Source organism: Pelagibacterium halotolerans B2, from assembly GCF_000230555.1.
Taxonomy (GTDB): domain Bacteria; phylum Pseudomonadota; class Alphaproteobacteria; order Rhizobiales; family Devosiaceae; genus Pelagibacterium; species Pelagibacterium halotolerans.
In genome coordinates, this window is sequence record NC_016078.1 from 2,244,426 (window position 1) to 2,263,053 (window position 18,628).

Annotated in this window: 15 protein-coding genes; 10 read left to right on the forward strand and 5 right to left on the reverse strand. The window is 61.9% G+C overall.

Annotated elements, in window-relative coordinates; genetic code table 11:
* Nucleotides 1-11: 11 nt before the first annotated feature.
* Both KKY_RS10995 and aptA read right to left on the reverse strand, forming a co-directional pair.
* The gene (locus tag KKY_RS10995; RefSeq protein WP_014131421.1) at nt 12-1,505 is read right to left on the reverse strand and encodes a CoA-acylating methylmalonate-semialdehyde dehydrogenase; all 1,494 of its coding nucleotides are present in this window, start codon (nt 1,503-1,505) and stop codon (nt 12-14) included.
* A gap of 3 nt (nt 1,506-1,508) precedes the next feature.
* Entirely contained in the window at nt 1,509-2,837 is a 1,329-nt protein-coding gene (gene aptA, locus KKY_RS11000) for an omega-aminotransferase AptA (protein ID WP_014131422.1), read from the reverse strand.
* 210 nt (nt 2,838-3,047) lie between these two features.
* Between aptA and KKY_RS11005 the strand changes: the two genes are divergently transcribed.
* Complete coding sequence (locus KKY_RS11005; RefSeq protein ID WP_014131423.1) at nt 3,048-3,689, forward strand: TetR family transcriptional regulator C-terminal domain-containing protein; 642 nt, start codon at nt 3,048-3,050, stop codon at nt 3,687-3,689.
* Between the two features lie 173 nt (nt 3,690-3,862).
* Here KKY_RS11005 and rirA read toward each other — a convergent pair whose 3' ends face one another.
* Entirely contained in the window at nt 3,863-4,318 is a 456-nt protein-coding gene (gene rirA, locus KKY_RS11010) for an iron-responsive transcriptional regulator RirA (protein ID WP_041528717.1), read from the reverse strand.
* A 199-nt stretch (nt 4,319-4,517) separates the two neighbouring features.
* On the opposite strand from rirA, the gene KKY_RS11015 reads away from it, so the two are divergent.
* Together KKY_RS11015 and sseA are read left to right on the forward strand one after the other, a co-directional pair.
* Complete coding sequence (locus tag KKY_RS11015) at nt 4,518-5,471, forward strand: nucleoside hydrolase (protein WP_041528718.1); 954 nt, start codon at nt 4,518-4,520, stop codon at nt 5,469-5,471.
* 10 nt (nt 5,472-5,481) lie between these two features.
* The gene (gene sseA, locus KKY_RS11020; protein WP_014131426.1) at nt 5,482-6,321 is read left to right on the forward strand and encodes a 3-mercaptopyruvate sulfurtransferase; all 840 of its coding nucleotides are present in this window, start codon (nt 5,482-5,484) and stop codon (nt 6,319-6,321) included.
* Between the two features lie 5 nt (nt 6,322-6,326).
* On the opposite strand, the gene KKY_RS11025 is transcribed toward sseA, so the two are convergent.
* Nucleotides 6,327-7,478: a GGDEF domain-containing protein gene (locus KKY_RS11025; protein ID WP_014131427.1), complete on the reverse strand. Its 1,152-nt coding sequence runs from the start codon at nt 7,476-7,478 to the stop codon at nt 6,327-6,329.
* Between the two features lie 268 nt (nt 7,479-7,746).
* Between KKY_RS11025 and KKY_RS11030 the strand changes: the two genes are divergently transcribed.
* From KKY_RS11030 to KKY_RS11050, 5 genes are all read left to right on the forward strand, one after another.
* Entirely contained in the window at nt 7,747-8,514 is a 768-nt protein-coding gene (locus KKY_RS11030) for an ABC transporter ATP-binding protein (RefSeq protein WP_014131428.1), read from the forward strand.
* Between the two features lie 69 nt (nt 8,515-8,583).
* Entirely contained in the window at nt 8,584-9,336 is a 753-nt protein-coding gene (locus KKY_RS11035) for a transporter substrate-binding domain-containing protein (protein WP_014131429.1), read from the forward strand.
* Between the two features lie 69 nt (nt 9,337-9,405).
* Nucleotides 9,406-10,242, forward strand: a complete 837-nt coding sequence (locus KKY_RS11040; RefSeq protein ID WP_014131430.1) for an ABC transporter permease — start codon at nt 9,406-9,408, stop codon at nt 10,240-10,242.
* Between the two features lie 3 nt (nt 10,243-10,245).
* Nucleotides 10,246-11,004: an ABC transporter permease gene (locus KKY_RS11045; RefSeq protein WP_014131431.1), complete on the forward strand. Its 759-nt coding sequence runs from the start codon at nt 10,246-10,248 to the stop codon at nt 11,002-11,004.
* Between the two features lie 6 nt (nt 11,005-11,010).
* Nucleotides 11,011-12,147 (forward strand): M14 family metallopeptidase, encoded by a 1,137-nt coding sequence (locus KKY_RS11050; protein ID WP_014131432.1) that lies wholly within the window; start codon nt 11,011-11,013, stop codon nt 12,145-12,147.
* Here the strand turns inward: KKY_RS11050 and KKY_RS11055 are convergent.
* On the reverse strand, nt 12,129-12,761 hold the full coding sequence (locus KKY_RS11055; RefSeq protein ID WP_014131433.1) for a trimeric intracellular cation channel family protein: 633 nt from the start codon (nt 12,759-12,761) through the stop codon (nt 12,129-12,131). The two genes, KKY_RS11050 and KKY_RS11055, sit on opposite strands and share 19 nt — an antisense overlap.
* 125 nt (nt 12,762-12,886) lie before the next feature.
* Here KKY_RS11055 and KKY_RS11060 point away from each other — a divergent pair, with 125 nt between their 5' ends.
* Together KKY_RS11060 and KKY_RS11065 are read left to right on the forward strand one after the other, a co-directional pair.
* Entirely contained in the window at nt 12,887-16,198 is a 3,312-nt protein-coding gene (locus KKY_RS11060; RefSeq protein ID WP_014131434.1) for a transglutaminase family protein, read from the forward strand.
* Complete coding sequence (locus KKY_RS11065; RefSeq protein WP_014131435.1) at nt 16,199-18,601, forward strand: circularly permuted type 2 ATP-grasp protein; 2,403 nt, start codon at nt 16,199-16,201, stop codon at nt 18,599-18,601.
* The last annotated feature ends 27 nt before the right edge of the window (nt 18,602-18,628 follow it).

The window sequence follows — 18,628 nt, forward strand, 5'->3', positions numbered from 1 at the left end:
TCTTTGAAATATCAGAGGGTTGGAAATGTAAATTGCGCGCCCGACTTGATGCCGGCCGGCCAGCGCGTCGTGACAGTCTTGAGCCGCGTATAAAAATGTACGCCCTCGGGACCGTAAATCGAGTGATCCCCAAACAGGGACCGCTTCCAGCCGCCGAAGGAATGATAGGCCACCGGGACGGGAATAGGGACGTTGACGCCAACCATGCCGACCTCGATGCGGTCGGCGAAATCGCGCGCCGCGTCGCCGTCGCGGGTGAAGATCGCAACGCCGTTTCCGTATTCGTGTTCGTTGATCATCCTGACCGCATCGCCGTAATCGGGCGCGCGGACGACGGAGAGGACCGGGCCGAAAATCTCCTCCTTGTAGATGGTCATGTCCGGCGTCACGCGGTCGAACAGCGTACCGCCGACATAATACCCGTCCTCATAGCCCTGCAGCTTGAACCCGCGTCCATCGATGACCAGTTCGGCGCCCTCTTCGACACCTTTGTCGATATAGCCCAGCACCTTGTCGCGGTGCATGGCTGTCACAAGAGGACCCATCTCGGCGTCCTTGTCGGTCGCCGGGCCGATTTTCAGGCTCTCGACGCGCGGCTTGAGCCTTTCGATCAGCGCATCGGCTGTCTTTTCGCCCACCGGCACGGCCACCGAAATCGCCATGCAGCGCTCCCCAGCGGATCCGTACCCGGCACCCATTAAAGCGTCGGCTGCCTGGTCCAGATCCGCATCGGGGAGGATCACCATGTGGTTTTTCGCGCCGCCCAGCGCCTGAACGCGCTTTCCGGCTTTCGTGCCACGTTGATAGACATATTCGGCGATTGGCGTGGAACCCACAAAGCTCACCGCCTTGATGTCGGGATGGTCTAAAATGTGATCGACGGCTTCCTTGTCGCCGTGAACGATATTGAGCACGCCCTCGGGCAGCCCGGCCTCCATGAACAAATTCCAGGCCAGCATCGGCGCCGACGGATCGCGCTCGGAGGGCTTCAGTATGAAGGTATTGCCGCAGGCAATGGCCGAAGGATACATCCACATCGGCACCATGGCCGGAAAGTTGAACGGGGTGATCCCCGCAACGACGCCCAGCGGCTGACGGTCGGCATAGGCATCGATGGCAGGGCCGACATTGCGGGTGAAGGTCCCCTTCAAAAGCTCGGGGATGCCGCAGGCATATTCCACGCACTCGATGCCGCGCTGCACTTCGCCCAAAGCGTCGTCATGGGTCTTACCGTGCTCGCGCGAGATTTCCCGCGCCAGATCGGCGGCGTGCCGGTCGAGCAGTTCCTTGAACCGAAACATCACCCGCGCCCGCTTGAGCGGCGGTGTGGCGCCCCAGGCGGGCTGGGCGGCCTTGGCCGATGCCACAGCCTCATCGATCTCGGCATTTGTCGAAAGCGGCAACTGCGCAATCTGCTCGCCGGTCGCCGGATTATAAACGGCCGATTTGCGCGTCGAGGACGACGCGACACGTTTGCCGCCTATGGCGTTTTCGATGATCTGCATGGCTCAATCCACCTCCCCGAGGACCGTGCGAATGGTATCGACGATTTGGTCGATGTGTTGTTTTTCCACGATCAGCGGCGGCGAAAGCGCGATGATATCGCCCGTCGTGCGGATCAGAACGCCTTTTTCGAAGGCCTTCACGAAAGCTGAGAACGCGCGTTTTGTCGGCTCGCCGGCAATCGGTTCAAGTTCGATTGCCCCCACGAGCCCGATATTGCGCACGTCGATCACATGCGGCGCGCCTTTGAGCGAATGCAGCGCCTCCTCGAAATAGGGCCCAAGCTCGGCGCCCCGGGTCAGAAGGCCTTCCTGCTTGTAGGTCTCGAGCGTTGCCAGCCCCGCCGCCGAGGCGATCGGATTGCCCGAATAGGTATAGCCGTGGAAAAATTCGATCAGGTGTTCAGGACCGGTCATGAAGGCGTCGTGGATTTTCGACGAGGTGAACACCGCGCCCATGGGAATGACCCCATTGGTCAGCCCCTTGGCGGTGACCATGATATCTGGGGTGACCCCGAAATAGTCGGCGCCGAACGGGGTGCCCAGCCGCCCGTATCCGGTGATGACCTCATCGAAGATCAGCAATATGCCGTGCCTGTCGCAAATCTCGCGCAGGCGCTTGAGATATCCCGGTGGCGGGATCAGAACCCCCGTAGACCCCGCCACCGGCTCGACGATCACCGCAGCGATCGTCGAAGCGTCATGGAGCGTGACGATGCGCTCCAGTTCCTCGGCCAGTTCCACCCCATGCTGCGGCTCACCGCGCGAAAAGGCATTTTTGGCCGGTAAGTGCGTGTGCGGCAGATGATCGACGCCAGTCAGAAGCGTACCGAACATCTTGCGGTTGGCAACGATACCACCGACCGAAATGCCCCCGAAATTGACCCCGTGATAGCCGCGCTCACGCCCGATCAATCGCGTACGCGAGCCCTGCCCGATCGCCTTCTGGTAAGCCAGCGCCACCTTGAGCGCCGTTTCCACCGATTCGGACCCTGAATTGGTGAACAGCACATGGTCGAGCCCGTCGGGCGCCAGATCGACCAGCCTGTTGGCAAGCTCGAACGCCTTGGGATGGCCCATCTGGAAGGCCGGCGCGTAGTCGAGTTCGGCCGCCTGACTGGCAATGGCCTCGGTGATCAGCGGCCGGCAGTGACCGGCATTGACGCACCAAAGGCCAGCGGTGCCGTCGAGCACCTCGCGCCCGTCGGCGGTCGTGTAGTGCATGTCCTTGGCAACCACGAACATGCGCGGGCTTTTCTTGAACTGCCGGTTGGCCGTGAACGGCATCCAGAAGGCATTGAGATCATTGGGGATGGACTGAGCGCCCTGCGACATGAATATTCCCTCTCCGACGCTTCCGGGACATTTCCGGCGGCCGGTTGTTGATTTCGGTCAGAATTTTTTTGACCGATTGGAAAAATTCTAGCACTCTCAATGCAAGGTTCAAGGGGTATAATTTCCAGACTCGCTCCGGGTCTCGGAAATGGCTGTGAACCGGTTCAGGATTCCGGCTCCGGAGTTCTTCATGGGAGGCAACGGCCGAAAATGACCACCGACGCAGAGGCGCCAAGGCCCATAACCCGGATCCAGCGCGAAAAGCAGGAAGTCATCCTCGAAGCCGCTCTGGACGTTTTTTCCCAGTTCGGTTTCCGCGGCTCGACCATCGACCAGATCGCCGAGGCGGCGGGCATGAGCAAGCCCAATCTGCTCTATTATTTCAAATCCAAGGAAGATATCCACGCCCCGCTGCTGGCGCGCATTCTCGACACATGGCTCGAACCGCTCCGCGAGATGGACCCAGATGGCGATCCTCTGCCCGAGATCCAGTCCTATATCCGCCGCAAGCTCGAGATGAGCCGTGATTTTCCCCGCGAGAGCCGACTGTTCGCCAATGAAATGCTGCGCGGCGCCCCGGGCTTTTACGACATCCTGCACACCGACCTCAAAGACCTGGTCGACGAGAAGGTCAAGATCATCAAGGGCTGGATGGCCGAGGGCAAGGTCGCCAAGGCCGATCCCTATCACCTTATCTTTTCCATCTGGGCGACGACACAGCACTATGCCGATTTCGACATCCAGGTGAAGGCCGTGCTCGGCCGCGAACGCGGTGGCGAGGGACGATTCGAGGATGCCGCGCGCTTTCTCGACCAGTTGTTCCTGCACGGGCTCAGCCCGAAGAAACGTTGAACCGGACTTCGCAATGAAAAAGACCCTGTATGCAGCTTTGGCGCTCTGCATACAGGGTCAAGGGGCAGGCCTCACTCCTGCAAGACCGTGTCTAGCGCATCAAAACATGACTGTAAAGATCATATTTTGAATGCCGCGAATTTTTTGTCGGCAACGTCAATCCGGAGTGAATGTCAGTTCAGTTCCATGCCCAGCATTTCAATGCCGAGACGCGAGCGCATGGCGCGGCGCTTGTCGGTGAGATCGGCGATTGTGTAGGAGCGCAAAACGGCAAAGAACGCTTCGAGCGCTTCGTGCAGCGCGCCATTAAGCTCGCATCCTCCGACCAACGGACAACTGGTTTCCCCACCCTCGAAACATTCGGCCAGCGCAAAATTCTCTTCGGTCAGGGAAATGACGTCGAGCAGGGTGATCTCCGCGGCAGGACGCGCCAGGCGCACGCCACCGTGGCGGCCACGCACGGTTTCGAGAATGTCGTTCTCGACAAGCGGCTTGATGAGCTTGAACAGGAACAATTCGGAAATCCCGTAAGCCTTGGCGATATCGGCAACGCGCGAAAGATCGGGCGCATTGATGGCGCAATACATAAGCGTCCGAACTGCATAGCTCGATTGGCGTGTCAGTCTCATCGGTCATGCCCTGTCATTAAAAGCGCCAAAGCGCCGGGGAATCTGTGTTCAACGCACAATATCGCTTCATGCGTCGAGGTCAAAGATTATAACAATTCTAAACTATGTCAAGAAAAGCTGACTGCACATTTCATGTTTTAATGCCGCACCGCGCCCCTTCCCTTTTTGACCGCCATGGCTAGGATCGCGCCGAAACGATATGGAGGCTCCTTTGGCGCGCAAGATCATCATCGACACCGACCCCGGCCAGGACGATGCCGTAGCCATTCTTCTGGCGCTGGCCAGTCCCGAGGAAATCGAGACCTTGGGCATCGTCGCCGTAGCCGGCAATGTCGGGCTCGCCCAGAACGCGAAGAATGCACTCAAGGTGGTCGAACTCTCCGGCCGGCGCGACGTTCCGGTTTATGCCGGATGTCCCCGCCCGATAATGCGCGAACTGGTGACCGCCGAACACGTCCACGGCCAGACCGGCCTCGATGGTCCGGACCTGCCCGAACCCAAGCTGCGCCTCGAAAGCCAGCACGGGGTCGATTTCATTATTTCCACGCTTCGGCGCGAGCCGGAAAAAACGGTGACCCTGTGCGCGCTCGGCCCGTTGACAAACCTTGCCATGGCGCTGGTCAAGGCACCCGACATCGCCCCGCGCATCGAAGAAATCGTCCTGATGGGCGGTGGTTATTTCGAGGGCGGCAACATCACCCCGGCTGCAGAATTCAATATTTTCGTCGATCCCGAAGCCGCCCAGACCGTACTCAAATGCGGTGCACCGATCACCATGATGCCGCTCGACGTCACCCATCAGATGATCGGCACGCCCGAACGGATCGAAGCCTTCAGGGCCATCGGCAATCGGTCGGGCGACGCAGTGGCCGCGATGCTGGGTTTTTCCGAACGGTTCGACCTGGAAAAATACGGCTGGCCCGGCGCCCCGCTCCACGACCCCTGCGTTACCGCCTATATGATTGCCCCGAAGATGTTTTCCGGGCGGCTTTGCAATGTCGAGATCGAATGCGCCAGCCCCCTGACGCGCGGCATGACTGTGGCCGATTACTGGCACGTCACCGATCGCCCGCGCAACGCGACCTTCATCCGGTCCGGCGACGCCGACGCGTTTTACGCGCTTCTCGTCGACCGCATCGCACGCCTGCCCTAGGAGTTGATCCATGTCCCATTTCGTCACCACCCAATGGCTCGCCGATCATCTTGATGACCCCGACATCCAGGTGATAGACGCCTCCTGGCACATGCCCAATTCCGGCCGCGACGCGCAGGCCGAATATGAGGCCGGCCACATCCCCGGCGCGATCTTTTTCGATCTCGACAAGAACGCCGATACCTCATCGGGCCTGCCCCATATGCTGCCCGACGCGGATACGTTTTCCGCAATGGCGGGCGCACTGGGCATCGCCTCCGACAAGACGCTGGTTGTTTACGACGAGGCCGGCCTGTTTTCCGCCCCGCGCGCCTGGTGGACGTTCACGGTCATGGGTGCGCGGGTGGTCAAAATCCTCGAGGGAGGCGGGCCAAAATGGCGAGCCGAAGACCGCCCGCTCGAATCCGGCGAATCCATCGCGCCGCGCGCAACGTTCGATGCGAAGTTCGATAACGCCGCCGTCGCCGGCTTCGAGCAGGTTCTGGCCGCCAGTCAAGCGGGCCAGCAGATACTCGACGCCCGCGGCGCGGCCCGTTTTACCGGCGACACGCCCGAACCGCGCGCCGGGCTCAAATCGGGCCATATCCCACAGAGCCGCAATCTGCCCTTCGACGCGCTGATCGAAAACGGCACGCTCAAGCCCGACGCCGAATTGGAAAAAGCCATCCGCGCCGCCGGCATCGATCCGGCAAAGCCGGTCATCACCTCCTGCGGATCGGGCGTGACTGCCGCCGTCCTTGCGCTGGCGCTCGACACCATCGGCGCCGAAAAGGTCGCGCTCTATGACGGATCCTGGACCGAATGGGGCGGACGCGACGACGCGCCGGTGCAAACCGGCCCGGCGCGATAATGCCGTCAGGCCGCTGTGGAGGTGGTCTGCGAAACGCGATTGCGGCCCGAGCGCTTTGAAAGATAGAGCGCATTGTCCGCCTTGCGGATCAGGCTATCCAGACTCAACCCGGGCCTTTCGGCAACGGCAACCCCGGCGCTGACCGTGCAGGTGACCGGCTGGGCGTCCGCCGTGTGGATCATCCGGCCCATGGCGCTGCGCACCCGTTCCGCCAGCGCAAGGGCTTGGGTGGTCGAACTGCCCGGCAGCACCAGAACGAATTCCTCGCCCCCCAGCCGCACCGCCATGTCCTCCCCGCGGCAATTTTCCACAAGCAAGCGGGCGAAACTGCGCAGCACGGTATCGCCGAACGCATGCCCGTGCCGGTCGTTGAGACCTTTGAAATCGTCGAGGTCCAGAACCACCAGCCCGGTGCCCTGTGGCACATGGCCCTCGGAAAACCGCTCGAACAATGCCCGGCGGTTGCTCAACCCTGTCAGCGGATCGATCAGCGAGGCGTCCCGGTGCCTTCGGCTGATCCGCTCCTGATGCACAGTGACAAACAGCCCGCCGATCCCGGTAAGCGCGATGACCGAAACCATCAGGTTGAGCGCCTCGGCCCAATTGTCGGGGACACGTCCGTTGAGATAAAGCGGCGTTTCGAGGGCAACGGCGACCACGCAGAACACATAGGAAGCCGTCAGCATCCAGTGCAACGCGGCAATGGCGGTGATCGGTCCGGGCGATTCCGCCCGCACTGTCCAATACTGGTAGCCGCAAAAGCCCAAAAGCAGCGCGCTCATCAGATTGATGAAAACAAAACTCAACCCGTCAAAACCCAGAGCGCCGCTCACGATGATCGGTGCGGCGCTGACCACGCCAAGCAGCGCTACCCGCGCTGTTTCAAAGCGCCCGGTGCTGAACTGCGTGAACCCGCCATAGCTGATTGCGAAGGCCGACGTCAGCAGGACCCCCGCCAGCATAGAATGCAGCACGTTCACGGTATTGTGGAAAACCGAAAACGCGACGATGGCGGCGATGATGATTGCGATGCAAGCGGCCCAGGTCAGAAGAAATATCGACCCGCGCTCACGCAGCCAGGAGCTCATCAGCGTGAAACAGAGCGCAACACCCGCTGCGCCTGAAGCCATCAGAAGCGAATTGTAGTCGAAACCCATGGTGCCGGCGAATCTGGTTTGCGTCGGATCGGACCCTATCACCGGGCAAGTTGACGGCGGAAGTCAACTTGGCAGACTGGTGTCCAAACCGTTAGCGCCGCATGCTCAGTTTTTACCGTTTGGTCGAAAAAGCGACACATGATTGTCGTTTTCGCTTTTGAATCGCGGCACTTTCTGGTTTCTTGCCCTAAAGCATGCACGTCTCATCGGCAGATGGGAGACCCCGCAGCGAACACCGCGAAACCAACGAGGGGAAAACCCGGACGGAATGACGCAGATTCTGGAGATCACGGACCTCCACAAGTCCTTCGGCAATCTCGAAGTCCTAAAGGGCGTTTCGCTGGATGCCAGGGCCGGGGACGTTGTCTCGCTGATCGGCTCGTCAGGGTCGGGCAAATCCACCCTTTTGCGCTGCATCAACATGCTCGAAATTCCCAACCAGGGCGATGTCACGATCGATGGCGAGCACGTCTCGCTTTCTTCCGAGGGTCCTGACCGCCACCCCACCGATCCTTTCCAGTTGCGCCGCATCCGCTCCAAGCTCGGAATGGTGTTCCAGTCCTTCAATCTCTGGTCGCACATGACGATCCTCGAAAACGTCATGGAAGCCCCCATCCTGGTGCAGAAGCGCGACAAGGCCGAAGTGCGCGAACAGGCGCTCGCCTTGCTCGACAAGGTCGGAATTGCCGCCAAGGCCGATGCCTTTCCCGCCCAGCTTTCCGGCGGGCAGCAGCAGCGCGCCGCCATCGCGCGCGCCTTGTGTATCAATCCCACCCTCATGCTTTTCGACGAGCCCACATCGGCGCTCGATCCCGAACTCGAAGTCGAGGTGCTTGGCGTCATCAAGATGCTGGCCGACGAGGGCCGCACCATGATCCTCGTTACCCACGACATGAAATTTGCACGCGAAGTCTCCGACAGGGTCGTTTTCCTCCATCTGGGCAAGATCGAGGAACAGGGCACTGTCGATGAAGTCTTCGGCGCCACCAAATCCGACAGGCTGCGCCAGTTCCTGAGCGCTGCCGGTCACGCCTGACCGGGGCGGCAAAACCATCATGCAAAAGGGACCCGGTCGCTTCACCAACCAAAAAAGGGAACTCGGAAAATGAAAAAGGTGATCCTCGCCGCTGCCGCCCTGGCAGTACTGTCCACCGCTGCCAACGCCCAGGAAACCCTGCGCATCGGCACCGAGGGCGCCTATGCGCCCTGGAACTTCGTCAACGACGCGGGCGAACTGGCCGGCTTCGAGATCGATCTGGGCAATGCGATCTGCGAACACACGGGCATGACCTGCGAGTTCGTGCAGAGCGAATGGGACCCCATCATCCCCAATCTCGTCGCGGGCAACTACGATGTCATTATGGCCGGCATGTCGATCACCGACGAGCGGCTCGAGACCATCAATTTCACCCAGGATTATTTCCCGCCCGATCCGTCCAACTACATCGCCGCAACCGGCGCGGGCATCGATATCGAGAACCCCTCGGGCCTGCGCATCGGCGTGCAGGGCAACACCATCCAGGCAGCCTATGCCGAGGAAAACTTTGCCGCCGACAACACCATCGTCTCGTTCGCCACGTTCGATCAGTCGATCGCCGACCTGGCCGCGGGCAATGTCGATGTGGTGCTCGCTGACGGCTCCTCGCTCGATCCTGTCGTGGAAAATTCGGGCGGCGCGCTCGAAATGTTCGGTCCCGACGTGATGGTCGGCGGCGGCGTCGGCGGCGGTGTGCGCAAGGAAGACACCGAGCTGCTCGCAACGCTCGATGAAGCCCTCACAGCCCTCAAGGCCGACGGCACCGTCGATGCCCTGATTGCCGAATGGTTCGACGGTGCGGGTCCGTTCTACACCGAATAATCGCAAACCTGTGTCCGGCGGGCGGCCAGCAGGCTCCCCCGCCGGGCATCTCACGCAAGGGGCACGCGCGTGGACGGAGCCTTCTGGCTTTTCGATCTGGTGGGCGAAGACATCGCCTTCTGGCTCGGCTACCTCACAAACGGCAAACACCTAAACTGGTACGCCAGTTTCCGCTTCACCATCATGGCCGCCATCTTCGGCGGGTGCCTAGCGCTTGTCTTTGGCCTTCTGGGTGCCGCAGCCAAGGGGTCGCGCTTTGCTGTGCTGCGGGCGATCGGCACCATCTATGTCAGCATGGTGCGCGGTGTTCCCGATGTGCTGTTCTTCCTGTTCTTCCCGCTGGCGTTCGAGCAGGGGGTGGAGTGGGTCTGGTCGATGCAGGTCTGCACGCCCGATTCCATCGCCGCCGACCAGGCGAACTGGCCGCCCTGCCGCGAAGCCAACTGGCTGCTCTCGACCTATGAATATCTGATCCTTGCCTGCGTATCGCTGGGCATCATTTTCGGCGCGTTCACCGCCAACGTCATCCACGGCGCCATGCGTGCCGTGCCGCGCGGCCAGCTCGAAGCCGCGCGCGCCTACGGGATGAGCGAATTTCAGGTGTTGACCCGCATCCATATCCGCCAGATGTGGGTCTATGCCCTGCCCGGCCTTTCCAATGTCTGGCTGTTGCTGATTAAAGCCACGTCGCTGCTGTCCCTGCTCCAGATCGCCGATATCGTCTGGTGGGCAGGCCAGTTGGGTTCGCCCAACTTCCTGCCCCAGGCCGGCCTTGTGCATGGCGATTGGCGCTGGGCCTATTTCATCGCGCTCTTTGTCTTTTACATCCTCGTCACACTGCTTTCGGAAAAGGGCTTTTCCAGGCTCACCGTCTGGGCGCGGCGCGGCATGCCGGTGGAGGGCTAGGCGATGGAATTGATCCAGACGATCATCGCCGAGATCCCGCTTTACGCCCAACCGGCGCTGTTCAACATCTATTTCGCGGCCGCTTCGCTGCCGATCGGCTTTGTCTTCGCCGTATTGCTTGCCCTGGGCAAGAACTCGAAAAATGCCCTTATCCGGCGCCTGTGCTCGGCCTATATCTATGCCTTTCGCGGCTCGCCGCTCTTTATCCAGTTCTTCATGTTCTATTCCATCATGCTGGCGCTCAACCCCGTCTGGTGGCGCCCATGGGGCATTGCCTGGCTGATGATGAACCCGCTGTTCATCGGCCCGCTGGCGCTGGTGATGAACACCGCCGCCTACAGTGCCGAAATCCTTTACGGCGCCCTGCGCACAGTGCCCAAGGGTGAACTGGAGGCAGCCCGCGCCTTCGGAATGACACCCTTTCAGGTGTTCCGGACCGTCACCTGGCCCAACACAATTCGCGTTGCCTGGCCCGCCTATACCAATGAAGTGGTGTTCCTGTTCCACTCGACGGCGCTTGTCTATTTCACCCTGCCGGTCATCAACGCCCAGCGCGATATCCTCAACACCGCACAGAACCTGTTTGAGCGCGACTTCAATGCCTTCCTCCATTTTTCCATAGCGGCGCTGTGGTTTCTCGCCATCACCATGGTGATTTTCCTTGTCTTCGGACGTGTTTATGAACGCATGATGCGCCACATGCCCAAAGAGCGCACGACATCGCGCCCGCGCCTGCGTTTCGGCCCCAAATATATCCGGTAGTTCCTCATGGCCTTTGACCGCATCACCCACACAATCGATGCCGATGCTCCCGGCACGACGGCCCAATTGACTCTGTTTAAGATCGGCCCCGCCGACGCGGCGACCAAAATCTATATGCAGGCCGCGCTCCATGCCGACGAACAGCCCGGCATCATGGCGCTGCACCACCTGTTGCCGTTGCTCAAATCCGCCGACGAAAGAGGTGACCTCAGCGCCCGCTTCACCATCTTTCCCATGGTCAACCCGCTCGGCATGGGCCAGCGTGTGTTCGAAGACCATGTGGGCCGCTACGATTTCCGCACCGGCACCAATTTCAACCGCCGCTGGCCGGACCTCTTTGCCGCCGTCGATACCGATGTCGCGCCGAAACTCACAAATGATGCCGCTGCCAATGTTGCGATAATCCGCCAGGCCGTGCGCGACTGGCTCGACGCACAGCGCCCGGCGACAGCCATGCAGAAACTCCGGCATCTGGTGATGACCGAAGCCTATGACGCCGATTATGTGCTGGACCTCCATTGCGACAACGAGGCGCTTGTCCATCTGTTCGTCACCCCCGATTCCATGGCCGAGCTGGGCGCATTGGCCGACCATATGGGCTCGGTCGCCCAACTGACCGCCGAGGATTCGGGCGGCGGCTCGTTCGATGAAGTCTGGCCCTCGCTCTGGACGCGGCTGCGACAGGCGTATCCCGATAAGCCCATCCCCTTTTCCGCCAGCGCCGCAACGCTCGAATATCGCGGCCAGCCCGACGTGTTCGACCACGTCGGCAAGGATGACGCCGCCCGGCTCTACGGCTTCTTTCAGGCAAAGGGGTTCGTTGCCGGCACGCCCCCCAAGGTCGAGTCTGCCCCCGCGCCCACCCCTTTGAGCGCCACCGAAATGCTGCGCGTCGATAAGGCCGGGCTTCTCGCCTATCGCGTCGAACTGGGCGATGAGGTTGAAAAAGGCCAACCCATCGCCGATCTCATCGCCCTCGATGGCCCCGGCGCCTTCACCGAGCGCACGCCGATCCTTGCCGGCACCTCGGGCCGGGTCATATCGCGAAACACCGCCAAATTCGTCGTGCCGGGCAATTCGATCGCCAAGATCGTCGGCACCGAGCCACTGGCGAGCCGGCAGGGCTACCTTTTGGAGGACTGATCGCGCACCGGGACATAAACGAAGCGCGGCATTTCGACCTTGAAGACGATGGCCAGCGTCCTGAGCGTGAACCCCACAGCCATGGCGGCAATCGTCATCAAATCCATCGGCATCCCGGCCTGTATCCCGAAAAAGAACACACAGGCCGTGATGGCTGAAACCGTTGCGTAGAGCTCGCCGGAAAACAGCAACGGCACGTCGTTGCACAAGATGTCGCGCAATACGCCGCCTACACACCCGGTGATGATCCCCGCCACGATAACGATAAGCACCGGCTGGCCCATTTCCATGGCCACAACGCAGCCCGCAATGGTGAACACCACGAGCCCGACAGCGTCGAGCAGCAAAAAGATCAGCTTGAGCCGTTCCATGATCCGGGCCACCGCAATTGTGAACAGCGCCGCCGCCGTGGTGACCAGCAGATAGGCCGGCTGATCGACCCACAACAGCGGGTAGTGGCCGAGCAGGAGATCGCGCGCCGTGCCTCCGCCCAGCGCCGTGACACACCCCAGCACGCACACCCCGAACCAGTCCATATTGCGTCGCCCAGCCGCCAATGCGGCCGACATCGATTCAGCGGCCAGTGCGATGACGAAAATCGTGTGCAGCAGCATGGGGGCCTCCTTGTGCGTCCCCCCGACCATGCCGACTAACGCATTGCCGGTAAAGCACGATTGCGGAAGTGTCCGCTTTGCCGCTATCGTTGCTCCGCGAGCGTGGGAATCTCAGGAGTTTGCCTATGGCGATCAAGGCCGCGATCTATCATCTCACGCATTATAAATACGACCGGCCCGTAACCCTGGGCCCGCAGATCATCCGGCTCCAGCCCGCCCCCCATTCACGCACCAAGGTGCTCAGCCACTCGTTAAAAGTCAGTCCTTCCAATCACTTCGTCAACATTCAGCAGGACCCCTACGGCAATTTCCAGGCGCGATACGTCTTTCCCGAACCGGTGACCGAGCTCAAGATCGAAGTCGATCTTGTGGCTGACATGACGGTTTATAATCCGTTCGATTTCTTCGTCGAGCCAGAGGCCGAGACCTGGCCGTTTGCCTATCCCGATGCGATCGCGCCCGACCTGGAAATCTATAGAAAGCCCGACTCCAGCTTTGGTCCATTGTTCAAAGGTCTGCTGGATTCCATCGACCGGACGCCCAAGAACACCGTCGATTTCGTTGTCGAGCTCAACGCCCGGCTGCAGCGCGAGATCGGCTATATTGTCCGGCTCGAGCCCGGTGTGCAGACGCCAGAGGAAACGCTGGAAAAGGCCAAGGGGAGTTGCCGCGATACCGGGTGGCTGCTGGTCAACCTATTGAGACATCTGGGTTTTGCGGCGCGGTTCGTCTCGGGATACCTCATTCAGCTCAAGCCTGATCTCAAGGCCCTCGATGGTCCATCGGGCACTGAAAACGACTTCACGGACCTTCATGCCTGGTGCGAGGTGTACCTGCCCGGCGCCGGCTGGGTGGGGCTCGATCCGACCTCGGGATTGCTGACCGGGGAGAGCCATATCCCGCTCGCCGCGACACCCCATTACGCCAATGCGGCCCCGATTTCGGGGATGGCGAGCTTTGCAAATGTCGAGTTCGATTTCGACATGACGGTCACCCGCGTGGCCGAACATCCGCGCATCACCAAGCCATTTTCGGACACCGATTGGGTGGACTTGTGCTCTCGGGGACGCGAAATTGACGAACATTTGGCCAACAATGACGTTCGGTTGACGATGGGGGGCGAGCCGACCTTCGTGTCCATCGACGACTTCGAATCCGGCGAATGGAATGCCGATGCCGTCGGGCCCACCAAGCGCGAAAAAGCCGACATCCTGATCCGGCGCCTGCAGCAGCGTTTCGCGCCGGGCGGGTTCCTCCATTACGGCCAGGGCAAGTGGTATCCGGGCGAAACCTTGCCGCGCTGGACCTTCTCACTCTATTGGCGCAAGGATGGCGAGCCGGTCTGGAAAAATCCCGACCTGATCGCGCGCGAGACATCGGACAAGACCCCGAGCCCCGATCAGGCCAAGGCCTATCTCACCGAATTTGCCATGGCGCTGGGCCTTGACGGCTCTACCGTCCAGCCGGCCTTTGAAGACCCCGCCGACTGGATCTTGAAGGAAGGCAATCTTCCCGACAACGTCGATCCCACCAATCCCAAACTGAAAGACCCCGAAGAGCGGCTGCGCATGACGCGGGGGTTCGAGCGGGGGCTGACCGAGCCGACAGGCTATGTGCTGCCGGTCCAGAAATGGAATGCCCCGGCCCAACCCTCGCGCTGGCTGACCGAAGTGTGGAAGACACGGCGCGGCAAACTGTTTCTGGTGGCCGGAGATTCCCCCGTCGGCTATCGCCTGCCGCTGGGAACACTGCCCCATATCCCGGAAAGCGCCTACCCCCATGTCGTGGCCGAAGACCCCACGATCCCGCGCCAGCCCCTGCCCCCGCGCGACGAGTTGCCGGTGGCAAGCCTTGTGGCTGACGAGACAATCGTCCAGACTCGGATCGAGCAGGAATTGAGCGATATCGAAGGCGTGGTCCGCACCGCGCTTTCGGTCGAGCCGCGCGACGGACGGCTGACCGTCTTCATGCCGCCCACCGAAAAGCTCCAAGACTATCTCGAACTGATCGCCGCTGCCGAAACCGCCGCCGAAAAGCTGGGCCTGCCCGTCCATATCGAAGGCTATGCCCCGCCATCCGACCCGCGCCTCAATGTGATCCGCGTGGCGCCCGACCCCGGCGTCATCGAGGTCAATGTCCATCCGGCGGCCAATTGGGACGAGTGCGTCTCGATCACCGAAGCGGTTTATGAAGAAGCGCGGCTCTCCCGGCTGGGCGCCGACAAATTCATGATCGACGGCAAGCACACGGGCACCGGCGGCGGCAATCACGTGGTGGTCGGCGGCGCGACCCCCAATGACAGCCCCTTCCTGCGCCGCCCCGACCTGCTCAAATCGCTGATCCTGCACTGGCAGCGCCACCCTTCCCTGTCCTACCTGTTCTCCGGCCTGTTCATCGGCCCGACCAGCCAGGCGCCGCGCTTCGACGAAGCGCGGCACGACAGCCTTTACGAGCTTGAGATCGCCATGGCGCAGGTGCCTGCCCCCGGCGAGGGCGAGGCCCCGGCCCCTTGGCTGGTGGACCGGCTGTTCAGAAACCTTCTGGTCGATGTGACCGGCAACACCCACCGCTCGGAAATCTGTATCGACAAGCTCTATTCGCCCGACGGGCCGACCGGCCGATTGGGACTTGTCGAGTTCCGCGGCTTCGAGATGCCGCCCAACGCCAAAATGAGCCTCGCCCAGCAATTGCTGGTCCGCGCGCTGATCGTGAGGTTCTGGAAGGACCCGATCAAGGGCAAGCTGGTCCGCTGGGGCACGCGGCTGCACGACAGGTTTATGCTGCCCCACTATGTCTGGGCCGATTTCCTCGACGTGCTCGACGATCTGCGCGAGCACGGGTTCGTGCTCAAGCCCGAATGGTTCGAGGCCCAGCTCGAATTCCGCTTCCCCTTCTGCGGCGAGGTGAGCGCTGCCGGCCACACGCTGGAAATCCGCCAGGCTCTCGAGCCCTGGCACGTCATGGGCGAAACCGGCGCCATCGGGGGGACGGTGCGCTATGTGGATTCCTCGCTCGAGCGGTTGCAGGTCAAGCTGACGGGCCCCGAGCCCGAACGCTATACGGTCGCCTGCAACCGCCGTCCCGTGCCGCTGACCCAGACCGATCTGTCGGGCGTTTCGGTGGCCGGGGTGCGCTACAAGGCATGGCAGCCAGCTTCCGGCCTGCACCCGGCGCTGCCGGTCAATACCCCGCTGGTGTTCGATGTCTATGACAATTGGACGGGCCGCGCCGTGGGCGGGTGCGTCTATCACGTGGCCCACCCGGCGGGGCGAAACTATGAAACCTTTCCTGTGAATGCCAACGAGGCCGAAGCAAGACGGCTTGCGCGATTCATACCCAATGGACATAGTGCCGGTTCTTACGATTTGCCGGCCGAAGCGCCCACGCCCGAGTTTCCTCTGACGCTGGACCTGAGGCGACCTCACCAGTGGCTTTAGATGGAATTTTCTCCCAAGCGCGCCAGGGCACAAAAGATGCCTGACCTGATCGGCGCCTACCGCCCGATCTCGGGCGTGCCCGACGAAATGGTCGCGCCCGACGGCACGGTCAAACCCGGCTGGCTCAAATTCATGTCGGCGCTCGACGCGCTGGGGGCCGAGGAGCTGACCAACCGCTTCCAGCACGCCGACCAGTATCTGCGCGACGCCGGTGTGTTCTATCGCATGTATGACGGGCTCGAACAGGGCGAGCGCGATTGGCCGCTGGCCCATATCCCGCTTTTGATCGCCGAGGACGAATGGCGCGGCATCGAGGCCGGTCTGGCCCAGCGCGCCGATCTTCTCGAAACGGTGATTGCCGATATCTATGGCAACAACACTCTGGTCCGCGAGGGCCTGCTGCCGCCCGAACTGATCGCGGGCAATCCCGAATTCCTGCGCCCCATGGTCGGCATCGCGCCCATGAGCGGCCATCACCTCCATTTCTGCGCTTTCGAGCTGGGCCGGGGCCCCGACGGGCGCTGGTGGGTGCTGGGCGACAGGACGCAGGCGCCCTCGGGGGCGGGGTTCGCGCTGGAAAACCGGGTGGCGACCACCCGCGCGCTCGCCGATATCTATGCCGATCTCAACGTCCACCGGCTGGCCGGGTTTTTCCGCGATTTCCGCAACGCGCTGACGGATATGGGCGGCAACGGTTCGGGGCGGGTGGCGATCCTCACCCCCGGCCCATTGAACGAAACCTATTTCGAGCACGCCTATATCGCGCGCTATCTGGGGTTCCTGCTGGTGCAGGGCGAGGACCTCGTCGTGGTCGATGGCCAGGTTATGGTGCGCACCGTCTCCGGGCTCAAGCCCATTTCGGTGCTCTGGCGGCGTCTCGACGGCGATTTCACCGATCCGCTGGAATTGCGCCAGGACAGCCAGATCGGAACCCCCGGCCTTGCCGAAGCGGTGCGGCGGGGAAGCGTCGGCTTTGTCAATTCGCTGGGGGCGGGGATTTTGGAAACCCGGGCGCTCGGCGCGTTTTTGCCTGCGATTGCCAGATCCCGGCTCGGTTCCGATCTCGCCCTGCCCAATATCGCCACATGGTGGTGCGGCGGGCAGGAAGCGCGCGCCTATGTGCGCGACAATTTCGATGCCCTTCTGGTCGGGCCGGCCCTTTCCACCCTGCTCTCCATCGACGATGACGGCGGCACAGCCGCCATTGCCGATCTCGACCCGGCGGCACGCGCGGCGCTGCTGGAAAAAATAGAAGCCGATCCCAAGGCGTTCGCTGCGCAGGAAGCGGTAAAACTCTCGACGGCTCCCGTCTATGTCGGCGGCGCGCTCGAACCGCGCCCCATTACGCTGCGCGTTTATGCGGCGCGCACCGACAATGGCTGGTCGATCATGCCGGGCGGCTTTGCCCGCGTCGGCTATGCGCTCGACACCGCCGCCATCGCCATGCAGCGCGGCGGGCAGGCCGCCGATGTGTGGGTGGTGAGCGAGGGCGAGGTGGAACAGGTGACCCTGCTCGCCCAATCCAACTCAACCATCGAGCGCAACCCATCGGGCAATCTGCCCTCGCGCGCCGGGGACAATCTGATCTGGCTGGGACGCTATGCCGAGCGCTGCGAGGCCAGTGTCCGCATATTGCGCGCCTACCATCTGCGCCTTGCCGAACTGGGCCGCGAGGACAATCCGCTGCTGGTCGCGACCCGCGACTATCTCGAACCGCTCGGCATCGACGCCACCGAGGCGGTTCCGGCCGGACTTCTGGCCATCATCGATGGCGCAGTGCGCTCGGCCAGCCAGATCCGCGACCGGTTTTCGCCCGATGGCTGGCTGGCGCTGACCGATCTGCAGAAAACCGCGCGCCGCTTCGCCCGCACGATCAAACCCGGCGACGACGCCACCCGCGCCATGACCGTGCTGCTGCGCAAGCTGGCCGGCTTTTCCGGCCTCGTGCATGAAAACATGTACCGCTTTGCCGGATGGCGCTTTCTTGAAATCGGGCGCCGGCTCGAACGCGGCATCCAGATCGCCGAAATCGCCACATGGCTGTGCGCGCCCGACGCCCCCGAGGGGGCGACCGAAATGCTGCTCGAAATCGGCGACAGCGTAATGACCCATCGCCGCCGTTACGGCTATGGTTATGGCAATCTGGGCGCCGTCGAACTTTTGATCTCCGATCCGCTCAATCCGCGTTCGGTGATGTTCCAATTGACCGAACTGCTCGCACAACTCAAGGAACTGCCGGGCGGCCAAGTCGACGGCCAGCTTTCCGCCGCCGCCAAGGCCGCGCTCAAACTCCAGACCGAACTGGCGGTGATCGACGCTGCCGACGTGAACCCCGACATGCTGATCGGGGTCGGCAACGGGCTGGCCAACATCTCCAATCTGATCGCGGAGATGTATTTCTGATGGCCAAGGACGGGGCTTTCCAATTCT